Genomic DNA, 11,783 nt, shown 5'->3' on the forward strand with positions numbered 1-11,783 from the left:
GATACGGAAAGTGTGAACCGTCCTCCGCATCATGCTCCACTTCTCAAATCTAGTCGATGCTCAGCCTGTATCCGATACCGCGCACCGTCTGCAGCCAGACGGGATTGGCCGGATCCTCCTCGATCTTGCGCCTGAGCCGGTTGATCTGCACGTCGATCGTCCGCTCGCCGACCTCTGTGTCATTGCCGATCAATTCGTGACGGGGGATGGTGTCACCGGCGCGCCGCGCAAAGAGCAGCATGATTTCCTGTTCGCGATCGGTAAGCCGGATCACCTCGCTGGCTTTCTTCAGCTCCTTGCGGGTCAGGGAGAAAGTGTAGGGCCCAAACATGACCTGTTCGATCTTCAGCCCCTCACCGTTGGCATTGCGGCGCAGGATATTGTTGATGCGCAGGACCAACTCGCGCGGATCGAAGGGTTTGGAGAGATAATCGTCGGCGCCGGCCTCAAGGCCTTCAATGCGATTGCCCGATTCCGCCAGCGCCGTCAGCATGATAATCGGCACGTTCTTGATGGCGCGAAGCCCGCGGGTGACGTCGATGCCGGATTCGCCCGGCATCATCACATCCATGATGATGAGATCGAAATCGAGACCGGCAAGTTTGCGCTGCGCCTCGGCGCCGTCGGCCGCGACAGTGACGCGAAAGCCGTTCTCCGCGAGATAACGATTGAGCAGCGCGCGGATACGGGAGTCATCGTCGACCACCAGCAGATGCGCCGCATCGTCGGAAATACCTGTCTTGACCGCCATTCAATCCGCCTTCTTTCTATCCCGCATGCCTCCAAGGAAGGCTTTCACGCCCTCCCGCACCTGCGCAGAGGCTCCTTCGAATGCCCGCTCAATGCGGCGCGATTGCGGCTCTGCAAGGGCAAGCGCCAGCTCGCGCCCCGATTTCGTCGGATAAAGCTTGCGCTGCCGCCGATCCTCAGGACCGGCCACCTGGCGAATATAGCCCGAATCGATCAGCTGTTTCAGCACCCTTGCAAGACTCTGCTTGGTGATCTTCAGTGTGTCGAGAAGATCTGCAACCGTCATGCCGGGATTGCGGTTGACGAAATGCACGACGCGGTGATGCGCCCGTCCGAAGCCGCTCTTTTCGAGGATGGCGTCAGGATCAGAAACGAAGTCGCGATAGGCGAAGAAGAATAGTTCGATCATCTCGAAATCGATACCACCTGTATCCTCCATTGGCGTGGCCAACGGCTCCGGCTTGCCTGCTTTGGGACCGGTCTGTCGTGACACTCCACATTTCCTTTCTCATTGCGCGCGTTGCGGGAAACTTCCGCATACATAGGTCAGTATTGTTGACATAAATTTACGCGGCTGCCAGCTTCACCGAACTTCGTGGGAGCCCGAGCTTATTTCGCAATTTCCCTGATATTTCTTGGGTAACCAAGGCCCGCCCGGAACTTCTGACGCAATAAGCAACTCCCCCGACGTCTTGGATAAAACGTAATGGGGACAACAATCAACAGGCATGGCGAGTGAAGCCCCGGCGGAGATTTGGAATGGCTTCAAAGGCGGGAGGAGGATTGCGCGAACGAGGCGGCCTGCCGACCGCCTCCTTTCATAGTTGCCGATGATCTTATTGATAGACGTAGACAATCCGACGCGTACCTGGATCGACGAGGACGGGCCGGTCGTTGATCCTTGTGTAGCGATATTCGTAATCCGGAATGGTCTGGAAAGTCACGTCGGCAGGCACTTCCGCGCCGACGACCACATCGCCGCCAAGCCGCACCGTCTCGGTCGGATTGGTCTCGATATAGGTCCGCACCGTCTCCGGCGGAGTGATCGTTTCGACGGCTCCAACCGGCCCGATCAATTCATCGCCCGGCGCCGGTTGCGGGTCGGCCGGGACAACGCTGGCGGTCGACTCGTAGGTCACCACGGGAACGCCGATCTCGGCGCGATGCTGCTCGACGATAACCTGGTTGCCGCCGTAGTCCATCTGCAGATAATCCGCATAGACCCAGCCGCGCATGCCGTTGACGTCGACACGGCACCAGCGGCTACCTTCGATGCAGCCGTCGAGCACCGCGGTCGAACCGCGGGTGGCAAGGCCGACTGCGGGATATTGCGGGCCTGGACCTGCGCGGACGTTGAGATCGTTGACCGTGGTCGCCACCATCTCCGCCTGCGCCAGACCGCCGCTCGCCAGGAGCACGGCTCCAGCCAACAGGATGTTTCTCTTCAAGGTCATGTGAGCGTCTCCTTGGTTTCGATGGCCGGACAACGCGCGGCGTTCCACGATGTTCCGACGCGCCCCGCCGGGGCAAAACGCCCCCTACAGATACGCCCTCCCAATCAATTGAAAAGTTAGAATAAAATTTGATTTCGTCGACGCGTCGAACGGCGGAAGAGACCTATAAACTTGTGTTGCAGTCGGTCTTGCTGCCGTGAAACACGCGTCAAAGCAGAAGATTTGGGCTGCCCTCGCCGCCGTTTCGGACTATACCCTGAGCACCCAAGACACCCAAGCGAGGCACTTATGGGCATGCTCCAGGCCGGCATCATTCCGGTGACACCCTTTCAGCAGAACTGCACGGTCTTCTTCGATCCCGATACCCAGGAAGGCGTTGTCGTCGATCCAGGCGGCGACGTGCCGCTCATCCTTCAGGCGATTGAGAAAAGCGGCCTGACCATCAAGGAAATCTGGCTGACGCACGGTCATCTCGACCATGCCGGCGGCGCCGGGGAGTTGAAGGAAGCCCTCGGCGTCGACATAGTCGGCCCGCATCAGGATGACCTGCCGCTGCTGCAGCGCATCGAGACCCAGGCCGCGACGTACGGCATATCAGGATTGCGCAATGTTCTGCCGGACCGCTGGCTGAAGAACGGCGACAAGGTCTCCTTCGGCGCCCACGAATTCGAGGTCTATCACACGCCCGGCCATGCCCCCGGCCACGTGATCTATTTCAACCGCGCACAGAATTTCGCCCATCTCGGCGACGTGCTCTTCAATGGCTCGATCGGCCGCACCGACCTGCCGGGCGGCAATCATCAGCAGCTGTTGGATTCGATCCGCGAGAAGGTCCTGCCGCTTGGCGACGACGTGGGCTTTATCTGCGGCCATGGGCCTGGCAGCCGCATCGGTGACGAACGGCGAAGCAATCCGTATCTGCAGGAGATCAGGCCTTGTTGAGCATCCGATGCAGACACATCAGGCACCCGGAAAAATGGTGTGAGCCCATTCTCACATCATCTTCCTGCCGTTCGGCACCGGCTGTTCGACCGCCGCAAGCACGATCGCGCCATTCTCGTCCTCGAATCCCAGCGTCAGCACTTCCGAACGGAACGGACCGATCTGCCGGGGCGGGAAATTGACGACGCCGAACACCTGCCGGCCGATCAGGGTTTCCGGCGTATAATGCACGGTGATCTGCGCCGAGGATTTCTTGATACCGATCTGAGGGCCAAAATCGATGAGCAGCTTGAAAGCCGGCTTGCGCGCCTCCGGAAAAGGGCTGGCTTCGATGATCGTACCGACACGGATGTCGACACGCTCGAAATCGGCGTAGCTGATCTCTTCCGCCATGTGGATCTCCGTCAGCCGGCCAGTTCCTCGGCCCGCTTGCGCGCTGCCGCAAGCGCCTTATCGAACAGGGGCTGCATGCCGTTCTCCGCCATCAGCACGGCGAGCGCCGCCGCCGTCGTGCCGCCGGGAGACGTCACATTCTGCCGCAGCCGCGAAGCATCGTCGGGGGACTGGTGCAAGAGTTCACCAGCCCCCGCGACCGTTTCCCGCGCAAGACGCATGGCGAGGTCCGCCTGCAGGCCGAGCTTTCGACCTGCCTCCGCCATACATTCGACGAGATAGAATACATAAGCCGGACCACTGCCGGACAGCGCCGTCACGGCATCGATATCGGCCTCCGCAGGCACCCATTCGACGGGGCCGGAGACGCTGAGAAGGGCATGGACGCGTTTGCGCTGCGGATCGCTGACTCCTGAATTGGCAAAGGCCCCCGTCACACCGCGGCCGACCATAGCCGGCGTGTTCGGCATGGCTCGCACCATGGCGGCTTTGCCGAGATGTTTTTCGAGAAAACCGAGCGTCTTGCCGGCTGCCACCGAGACGACGACCGTCGCCGGCCCGACGGCGCTCTTCACATCGGGCAACACCGTCTCCATCACCTGCGGCTTGACTGCGAGAAACAAAACGCTCGCCTTCAATTCCGTAGGGATCGCGGTCAGATGCGTCGCGCCGGCTTCCTTGATCGTCGCCAGCATCGCCGATGAAGGGCCTGGATCCACAACAATGACGGCGGAGCCCGGAACGCCGCTCTTCAGCCAGCCGGAGAGCATGGCTCCGCCCATGTTTCCGGCGCCGATCAGTACGACGGGATTTGCCGGGGAGAACGCCTTCGCCGGCATCTTATGCCTCGCCTACCGTTTCGAACAGCACGGCTTCCATCGCCTTAGCCGCGTCCATGCCGGACCAGACAACGAACTGGAATGCCTGGAAATAGGCTTCGCATGTGTCGAGCGCACTGGAAAGCAGCACCTCTACCTGGCGATTGGTCGGCTCCGCGCCGCCTGCAAGCAGCAGCGACTGCCTGAAGATGACGACATCTTCCTGACGCCAGAGATCGAAATGACCCATCAGGACCTGCCCGTTGATCGCCGAGAGCAGTTTGACCACCTCGTTGACCCTGATGTCGGGGACTTTGATATCGAAAGCGCAGCCAAGATGCAGCGCCTCGAATTCCTCCATCCAGGAAAAGGAAACATGATAGTCCGCCCAGCGTCCCTCGACCGTCATCGCGATCTCGTCCTCGCCGGACCGCTCGAACGACCAGTCGTTGTTGGAGGCCACGTACTCGATCATATCGACCGGGTTCGACTGACGCTCGACTTCCAATTCCATCAGGTTCATGCAGCACCTTCTTGACCGGAACGAATGCGGCTTAGCTTGGGATACGAACACAAGAAAGACACACGCAATACCGGAAACCACCATCGGATGATCGTTGAACCGCTGCCAGACTTAACGCAGATAACCTGCCCGGAGCTTACCAAGTCGCTTCGAATCATCATTTAAAATCAGTGTATAATGACCCTTGCCACCTGCCAGCCCCCAGAAGGGAAAATAGGGCAGGCCTGCTGTGGAAAGCACTTCGAAACTCAATTCAGAAGGGAGAATAAGCGACTCTGCGTATTGGCTTTTTTGGCAGTGTCCACAGGTGGAAAATTCACCTGGAATTTTTTGTGACAGATGCGGCGTGTGGCATGAAGGCAACGCCGCATCTGCACCTAGCTGGATTTAGTGGCCCTCGCTGGCGAGCTTGGCCTCCAACGCCGCGATACGGGCGGCAAGCGCCTCGTTTTCATCGCGCGCCTTGATCGCCATCTCTCGGACGGCCTCGAATTCCTCGCGCTTGACGACGTCCATGCTGTTCAGCCAACGCTCGGCTTGGGCGTTGAAAGCCGTCTCGATCTCCTTGCGGACGCCCTGCGCGGCACCTGCCGCATCGGTCATCAGCTTGGCGAACTCGTCCATGATGCGGTTCGTTCCGGTCGTCATGGCGTTTTTCTCCCTTCGTATAAGGTGAATTCAGCCCTTCGGGGCCTCCAAGATTGAGGTAGGGCTTCGCCACCCGCGATGCAAGCGCTTTGCGCGGGATAGCCTTATCCTGAAGCGGGCAGCCGAGGCGCGATCACGAACAATGCACTTGACCGTCCGGGATCGCGGCGGCATGTTCCGCCGACCTCAACGGATGGGAAAACCTTGCCGACAGCAGCCAATCTCCTTGCGATCATGCCTTTCCCGGACATCGATCCGATCGCTTTTTCGATCGGTCCGTTGGCGATTCACTGGTACGGCCTGGCATACGTCGCGGGCATCCTGCTTGGCTGGGCCTATGCGCGCCGCCTCGCCGCCAACGACAGTCTCTGGCCGGGCAATAGACCGCCGATGACGAAGACGCAGCTCGACGATTTCATCGTCTGGGCCGCCCTCGGCGTCGTGCTCGGCGGCCGTGTCGGCTATATCTTCTTCTATGACCTCACCGCTGTCCTGCGCGATCCCATCCGCGCAGTCGAAATCTGGAACGGCGGCATGTCCTTCCACGGCGGCCTGACCGGCACGACGATTGCCATGATCATCTTTGCTCGCCGCAATGCCATTCCGATCTGGAGCCTGTTCGATATCGTCGCCGCCGTCGTTCCCTTCGGCCTGTTCTTCGGCCGCATCGCCAATTTCATCAACGGTGAGCTCTGGGGCCGGCTGACCGACGTCCCCTGGGCCGTTGTTTTCCCGACCGGCGGCCCCTTCGCCCGCCATCCGAGCCAGCTCTACGAGGCCGGCCTTGAGGGCATTGTTCTGCTCCTGGTGCTTGCCGCCCTCGTCTACGGCATGCGTGCGCTGAAAAGCCCTGGCTTCATCACGGGCGTCTTCGTCTGCGGTTATGCACTGTCGCGCATCTTCGTCGAGTTCTTCCGAGAGCCGGACGCCCAGCTCGGTTACCTCCTCGGCACGAACTGGCTGACCATGGGTATGGTCCTCTCCTCCCCGATGATCCTGCTCGGCCTCTGGGCGATCCTGCGGGCCCGCCGCCAGGCCGCGCCGCAGCTCTAAACCGGCAGGACGCGCGACATGACCACCGCTCTAGGCGAAAAGATCAAGGCGATCATCCAGGCCAACGGCCCGATCAGCGTCACCGACTATTTCTCGCTCTGCCTCGCCGATCCCGAGCACGGCTATTACCGCACCCGCGAACCCTTCGGCCGGTCCGGCGATTTTGTCACCGCGCCCGAAGTCAGCCAGATCTTCGGAGAGATGATCGGCGTCTTCGTCGTCCATGCCTGGCAGCGCCACGGCACGCCGGCAGATGTGCGCCTTGTAGAGATCGGGCCTGGCCGCGGCACGATGATGGCGGATATGCTGCGTGTCATCGCCCGCATCGCCCCGCCGCTCTTTGACACGATGAGCGTGCATCTCGTCGAAACCAGCGAGCGCCTGCGCGACGTCCAGAGCCAGACACTCGAAGCTTATGGCGAAAGGATCGCGTGGCACGGTGGCTTCGATGAGGTCCCGCCCGGCTTCACGCTGATTGCCGCCAACGAATTGTTCGACGCGATCCCGATCCGGCAGTTCGTCCGCACGCAAACGGGTTTCCGCGAGCGCATGGTCGGGCTTGACGCCGATGGCGAACTGACCTTTGCCGCAGGTGTCGCGGGCCTCGATCCTGCCCTACTGCCGGAACCGGCGCAGAACCTGCCGCTCGGCACGCTCTTCGAGATCTCACCCGCCCGCCAGGCCGTGATGATGGCGATCTGCGAGCGGCTGCGCGCCTTCGGCGGCACGGCGCTGGTCGTCGACTACGGCCATCTCGTCACCGGCTTCGGCGATACGCTGCAGGCGGTGCGCATGCATGAATTCGACCCGCCGCTCGCCCATCCCGGCGAAGCTGACCTGACGAGCCATGTCGATTTCCAGCAGCTCGCCGAGACGGCACTGACGGCCGGCCTCCACCTGAACGGCGCCCTGCACCAGGGTGACTTTCTGACCGGCCTCGGCATTCTCGAACGCGCCGCAGCCCTCGGGCGTGACCGCGAGCCGCAGACCCAGCAGGTCATTCAATCGGCGGTCGACAGGCTTGCCGGCGCCGGTGAGGGCCGGATGGGTGAACTCTTCAAGGTGATGGCGGTCTCCCATCCTGCCGTCGATCTCATGCCCTTTCGCCCGGTGGATTGACAGGGCGCACGCGGCTGAGCCAACATCCGCGCGAAACAGGAACTTGAAGCGCGCCGCAGACGCGATGCGCTCGGGATAAAACAAACCCCTCGAAAACCCGGAATTACAGATGCAGGACGCGGCCTCTCCCGCACCGATCCAAAGCCCGCTGCTGAACGAAGCGACGGGCGGCACCATCCGCCACGGTTATTTCACCCGGGCCGGCGGTGTTTCCGAAGGGATCTATCGCGGTCTCAATGTCGGCCTCGGCTCCAACGACGAGCGCGGGAACGTCATGGAAAACCGCCGCCGCGTCGCCGCTTGGTTCGACCTGCCGCTCGAGCGGCTGGCAACTGTTCATCAGGTGCATTCGCCCGACGTCGTGACGATTGGCGCCGATTACGACGGCGCCCGCCCCGACGCGGACGCGCTGGTGACGGCAGTTCCCGGCATTGCGCTTGGCGTGCTGGCCGCCGATTGCGGTCCGGTCCTCTTTGCCGACCCCGAAAATCGCGTCATCGGCGCCGCCCATGCCGGCTGGAAGGGCGCGCTGACCGGTGTTCTTGAAAACACCATTGCGGCCATGGAAGCCCTGGGGGCCGATCGCGCCAGCATACTGGCCTGCCTCGGCCCCTCGATCAGTCAGGCGAGTTACGAGGTCGGGCCGGAATTCGTCGATCGCTTCGTCGCCGAAAATCCGGGCTACGAACGCTTTTTCAAGCCGTCCGCAACGCCGGGCCGCGCCATGTTCGATCTACCGGCGCTGACGATCGACAGGCTGACGCGGGCTGGTGTGCAGGCCGAAAACCTCGGGCTCTGCACCTATCCGGATAGCGAGCGCTTCTTTTCCTATCGCAGGACGACACATCGCAACGAGCCGGACTACGGCCGCCAGATTTCAGCGATATCAATCAGGGAGACTTGAGCAGAATGGCACTGCATTTCGAAAAGGCCGAGTTCGCAAGCCGGCTGGCACGCCTCACCGAGAAGATGAAGGAAGAAAAGCTCGATGCCCTGCTGCTCTTCGCCCAGGAAAGCATGTATTGGCTGACCGGCTATGACACCTTCGGCTACTGCTTTTTCCAGACGCTGGTCGTCAAGAGCGACGGCACGATGGCGCTGATCACCCGCTCGGCCGATCTCCGCCAGGCCAAACACACCTCGATCCTCGAAGACATCCACATCTGGGTCGACAGGGTCAATGCCGATCCGACGCTCGACCTGAAGAACCTCCTAGTCGAGATGGATCTGCTCGGCGCCCGCATCGGCGTGGAATATGATACGCACGGCATGACCGGCCGCATTGCCCGCCTGCTCGACGCGCAGTTGACCACTTTCGGCCAGATCGTCGACGCCTCCTATCTCGTCAGCCGTCTTCGTCTCGTCAAGAGCCCGACGGAGGTCGCCTATGTCGAGCGCGCTGCCGCTCTCGCGGACGACGCGCTCGACGCCGCAATCCGGCTAACGAAACCGGGCTCCGACGAGGCCGATATCCTCGCCGCCATGCAGGGTGCGGTCTTTTCCGGCGGCGGCGATTATCCCGCCAACGAGTTCATCATCGGCTCCTCTGCCGACGCCCTGCTCTGCCGCTACAAGGCCGGCCGCCGCAAGCTCGACGCCAACGACCAGCTGACGCTGGAATGGGCCGGCACCTATGCGCATTATCATGCCGCCATGATGCGCACGATCGTCATCGGCGAGCCGATGCAACGCCATCGAGAGCTCTACAATGCCTGCCGCGAAACCATTGAGGCGATCGAGACCGTGCTGAAGCCCGGCCACACCTTCGGCGACGTCTTCGACATCCATGCCAGGATCATGGACGAGCGTGGCCTTGCCCGACACCGGCTGAATGCTTGCGGTTATTCGCTCGGCGCCCGCTTCTCGCCCTCCTGGATGGAGCACCAGATGTTCCATGTCGGCAATCCGCAGCCGATCGAGCCGAACATGTCGCTCTTCGTGCACATGATCATTGCCGATTCCGATACCGGCACGGCAATGACGCTCGGACAGACCTACCTGACGACGGCGGATGCGCCGCGCACACTTTCCCGTCATTCGCTCGATTTCATCGGCCTTTGAAGACCGGGACTGACCGGTGAGAATCCGGAATTGACAGAGGACCATCCCCGCCCGCATAAATCCGGGCGGGCTGATACGATTGTGGGAAGGACGGATCACGGGATGACGCGAGCTGCGACTGTGCCCACGCTCCTGTTCGTCATGGCTCTGCTGACCGCCTGCAACACCACCGACGCGCTGACGCCGCAAGTCGGAATTGGCGAATCCTCCGGAACTCCGCCGTCAAGTCCGGTGACGCAGGGCGAGGCAGAACGTCTGGCCGGCACCCGCCAGCCGGTTTTTGCCGGGAGCACACAGCCGAGTGGCTATCATCCGGCCTATGATCAATCGCAAAGAACCTATCGATCCGGCAGCGGCGCGCCCCCGACGACGATGCAGGAGCAGGCAGACGCGCTGTCGAGGAACGGCTCCTCGCCCGCCGCCTCCGCTCCAATCAAGGGACAGGCGCTGCCGCCGGCTGCCGCCGGCGCCGGATCGCCAACACAGCCCGGCCAGCGGCTTGACGCGCAGCAACCGCAGCAGACCGCCGCCCTCACCCCCGGGACATCATCCGCGCGCGGCAATACGGTGCGCTTCCTGCCGATCATCGGGGCGCCGGTGCAAGCCGTGACTCCGCTCTCGCGCCAGCTCGGCGCCGAGGCGCGCGCCCATGGCCTTTCCATCAAGAGCTCGAACGACACGAGCAGCGATTACATTCTCAAAGGTTATCTCTCTGCCTTCAGTGACGACGGCAAGGTCACCGTGGTCTACGTCTGGGACATTCTCGACGGTGGCGGCGCGCGCCTGCACCGCATCCAGGGGCAGGAAAGCGTACCGACGGGCGCCGCCGACCCTTGGGCGGGTGTCCCGGCTTCGGTGATGCAGCAGATCGCCTCGAAAACCATCGCGGAATTCACCTCCTGGCGGCAAACTCAGGGCGGTTAGTCACAAACTTTTTGCAAATATGAAAGTCTGTGGCGCCTTTGCCCTTGCATTCACTGGGAAGCTGACTAAAAAGCGCGGCTATCAGCGCATAACAGGCGGACCAAAATGAAGGTTTTCGCAGGCAATTCGAACCGGCAACTCGCCGAAGCGATCTGCAACTATCTCAATGTTCCTTTGGGAAGAGCCAGTGTCCGAAGGTTTGCCGACCAGGAAATCTTCGTGGAAATCCAGGAAAACGTGCGCGGCGAGGACGTTTTTCTCGTGCAGCCCACCGCCTTTCCCGCCAACGACCACCTGATGGAACTGCTGATCATGATCGACGCCATGCGTCGTTCGTCGGCACGCCGCATCACCGCAGTTCTTCCCTATTTCGGCTATGCCCGTCAGGACCGCCGCGCATCCGGCCGCACGCCGATCTCCGCCAAGCTGGTTGCCAACCTGATTACCGAAGCCGGGGCCGATCGCGTCATGACGCTCGATCTCCATGCCGGTCAGATCCAAGGCTTCTTCGATATACCGACGGACAACCTCTTCGCCCTGCCCGTGCTGACGCGCGACATCAAGAGCCATTATGACCTCAGCAATGTCATGGTCGTCTCGCCGGACGTCGGCGGCGTGGTGCGCGCCCGCGCGCTCGCCAAACGGCTGGACTGTCTTCTGGCCATCGTCGACAAGCGTCGCGATCGGCCAGGTGAATCCGAAGTCATGAACATCATCGGCGACGTCACCGGCAAGGACTGCCTGCTGATCGACGACATCGTCGATTCCGGCGGCACCCTCTGCAATGCGGCCGACGCACTGCTCGCCCAGGGTGCCTCCAGCGTCACCGCCTATATCACGCACGGCGTTCTCTCGGGCGGCGCGGTCACCCGCGTCACCTCCTCGAAGCTGCGTGAGCTCGTCATCACCGATTCGATCCAGCCGACAACGGCGGTGCTTTCAGCGCACAATATCCGCGTCGTGACGACGGCCCCGCTGATCGGCGAAGCCATCAGCCGCACGAGCCAGGAAGAGTCCGTCTCCAGCCTCTTCGATTAAAAAGCCTCCTCCGTCATGCCGAGCCTTGTGCCGAGCATCTGACCTCTGCAATTCCTTAGC

General features: G+C 61.8%; 14 protein-coding genes. 7 read left to right on the top strand and 7 right to left on the bottom strand.

Annotated features, from left to right (window positions below; translation table 11 throughout):
- Positions 1-49: 49 nt before the first annotated feature.
- The 3 genes from NXC14_RS15525 to NXC14_RS15535 all read right to left on the bottom strand — a co-directional run bounded on the left by NXC14_RS15525 (position 50) and on the right by NXC14_RS15535 (position 2,204).
- Positions 50-751, bottom strand: a complete 702-nt coding sequence (locus tag NXC14_RS15525; protein WP_011426251.1) for a response regulator transcription factor — start codon at positions 749-751, stop codon at positions 50-52.
- The gene (locus NXC14_RS15530; RefSeq protein WP_085778896.1) at positions 752-1,243 is read right to left on the bottom strand and encodes a MarR family transcriptional regulator; all 492 of its coding nucleotides are present in this window, start codon (positions 1,241-1,243) and stop codon (positions 752-754) included. It lies immediately after the preceding gene.
- 343 nt (positions 1,244-1,586) lie between these two features.
- On the bottom strand, positions 1,587-2,204 hold the full coding sequence (locus tag NXC14_RS15535; protein ID WP_011426253.1) for a DUF1236 domain-containing protein: 618 nt from the start codon (positions 2,202-2,204) through the stop codon (positions 1,587-1,589).
- Positions 2,205-2,492: 288 nt separating this feature from the next.
- Here NXC14_RS15535 and NXC14_RS15540 point away from each other — a divergent pair, with 288 nt between their 5' ends.
- Positions 2,493-3,146: an MBL fold metallo-hydrolase gene (locus NXC14_RS15540; RefSeq protein ID WP_085778897.1), complete on the top strand. Its 654-nt coding sequence runs from the start codon at positions 2,493-2,495 to the stop codon at positions 3,144-3,146.
- Positions 3,147-3,197: 51 nt separating this feature from the next.
- Here the strand turns inward: NXC14_RS15540 and NXC14_RS15545 are convergent, their stop codons facing one another.
- The 4 genes from NXC14_RS15545 to NXC14_RS15560 form a co-directional block, all read right to left on the bottom strand.
- Positions 3,198-3,539, bottom strand: a complete 342-nt coding sequence (locus NXC14_RS15545; RefSeq protein WP_085778898.1) for a tRNA-binding protein — start codon at positions 3,537-3,539, stop codon at positions 3,198-3,200.
- Positions 3,540-3,550: 11 nt separating this feature from the next.
- Complete coding sequence (proC, locus tag NXC14_RS15550; protein WP_085778899.1) at positions 3,551-4,378, bottom strand: pyrroline-5-carboxylate reductase; 828 nt, start codon at positions 4,376-4,378, stop codon at positions 3,551-3,553.
- 1 nt (position 4,379) lies between these two features.
- Positions 4,380-4,880 carry a YbjN domain-containing protein gene (locus NXC14_RS15555; RefSeq protein ID WP_004680153.1) on the bottom strand — a complete coding sequence of 167 codons (501 nt, stop codon included), beginning with the start codon at positions 4,878-4,880 and terminating at the stop codon, positions 4,380-4,382.
- Positions 4,881-5,267: 387 nt separating this feature from the next.
- Positions 5,268-5,528, bottom strand: coding sequence for an accessory factor UbiK family protein (locus NXC14_RS15560; RefSeq protein ID WP_085778900.1), 261 nt, complete (start codon positions 5,526-5,528; stop codon positions 5,268-5,270).
- A 204-nt stretch (positions 5,529-5,732) separates the two neighbouring features.
- On the opposite strand from NXC14_RS15560, the gene lgt reads away from it, so the two are divergent.
- From lgt to NXC14_RS15590, 6 genes are all read left to right on the top strand, one after another.
- Entirely contained in the window at positions 5,733-6,581 is an 849-nt protein-coding gene (gene lgt / locus NXC14_RS15565; RefSeq protein WP_085778901.1) for a prolipoprotein diacylglyceryl transferase, read from the top strand.
- Positions 6,582-6,599: 18 nt separating this feature from the next.
- Positions 6,600-7,700 (top strand): class I SAM-dependent methyltransferase, encoded by a 1,101-nt coding sequence (locus NXC14_RS15570; protein ID WP_085778902.1) that lies wholly within the window; start codon positions 6,600-6,602, stop codon positions 7,698-7,700.
- Between the two features lie 109 nt (positions 7,701-7,809).
- Entirely contained in the window at positions 7,810-8,604 is a 795-nt protein-coding gene (pgeF, locus tag NXC14_RS15575; RefSeq protein ID WP_085778903.1) for a peptidoglycan editing factor PgeF, read from the top strand.
- A gap of 5 nt (positions 8,605-8,609) precedes the next feature.
- Entirely contained in the window at positions 8,610-9,761 is a 1,152-nt protein-coding gene (locus NXC14_RS15580; RefSeq protein ID WP_085778904.1) for a Xaa-Pro peptidase family protein, read from the top strand.
- Between the two features lie 102 nt (positions 9,762-9,863).
- Positions 9,864-10,685 carry a hypothetical protein gene (locus NXC14_RS15585; protein WP_085778905.1) on the top strand — a complete coding sequence of 274 codons (822 nt, stop codon included), beginning with the start codon at positions 9,864-9,866 and terminating at the stop codon, positions 10,683-10,685.
- 105 nt (positions 10,686-10,790) lie between these two features.
- Positions 10,791-11,723, top strand: coding sequence for a ribose-phosphate pyrophosphokinase (locus NXC14_RS15590; protein WP_011426263.1), 933 nt, complete (start codon positions 10,791-10,793; stop codon positions 11,721-11,723).
- Positions 11,724-11,783: the final 60 nt, after the last annotated feature.

This window comes from Rhizobium sp. NXC14 (assembly GCF_002117485.1).
Lineage (GTDB): Bacteria > Pseudomonadota > Alphaproteobacteria > Rhizobiales > Rhizobiaceae > Rhizobium.

Bases quoted from the DNA above. Each gene is read 5' to 3' on its own strand.
- NXC14_RS15525 (WP_011426251.1), bottom strand. From the start codon at position 751: ATGGCGGTCAAGACAGGTATTTCCGACGATGCGGCGCATCTGCTGGTG.
- NXC14_RS15535 (WP_011426253.1), bottom strand. From the start codon at position 2,204: ATGACCTTGAAGAGAAACATCCTGTTGGCTGGAGCCGTGCTCCTGGCG.
- NXC14_RS15540 (WP_085778897.1), top strand. From the start codon at position 2,493: ATGGGCATGCTCCAGGCCGGCATCATTCCGGTGACACCCTTTCAGCAG.
- NXC14_RS15545 (WP_085778898.1), bottom strand. From the start codon at position 3,539: ATGGCGGAAGAGATCAGCTACGCCGATTTCGAGCGTGTCGACATCCGT.
- proC (WP_085778899.1), bottom strand. From the start codon at position 4,378: ATGCCGGCGAAGGCGTTCTCCCCGGCAAATCCCGTCGTACTGATCGGC.
- NXC14_RS15555 (WP_004680153.1), bottom strand. From the start codon at position 4,880: ATGAACCTGATGGAATTGGAAGTCGAGCGTCAGTCGAACCCGGTCGAT.
- NXC14_RS15560 (WP_085778900.1), bottom strand. From the start codon at position 5,528: ATGACGACCGGAACGAACCGCATCATGGACGAGTTCGCCAAGCTGATG.
- NXC14_RS15570 (WP_085778902.1), top strand. From the start codon at position 6,600: ATGACCACCGCTCTAGGCGAAAAGATCAAGGCGATCATCCAGGCCAAC.
- pgeF (WP_085778903.1), top strand. From the start codon at position 7,810: ATGCAGGACGCGGCCTCTCCCGCACCGATCCAAAGCCCGCTGCTGAAC.
- NXC14_RS15580 (WP_085778904.1), top strand. From the start codon at position 8,610: ATGGCACTGCATTTCGAAAAGGCCGAGTTCGCAAGCCGGCTGGCACGC.
- NXC14_RS15585 (WP_085778905.1), top strand. From the start codon at position 9,864: ATGACGCGAGCTGCGACTGTGCCCACGCTCCTGTTCGTCATGGCTCTG.
- NXC14_RS15590 (WP_011426263.1), top strand. From the start codon at position 10,791: ATGAAGGTTTTCGCAGGCAATTCGAACCGGCAACTCGCCGAAGCGATC.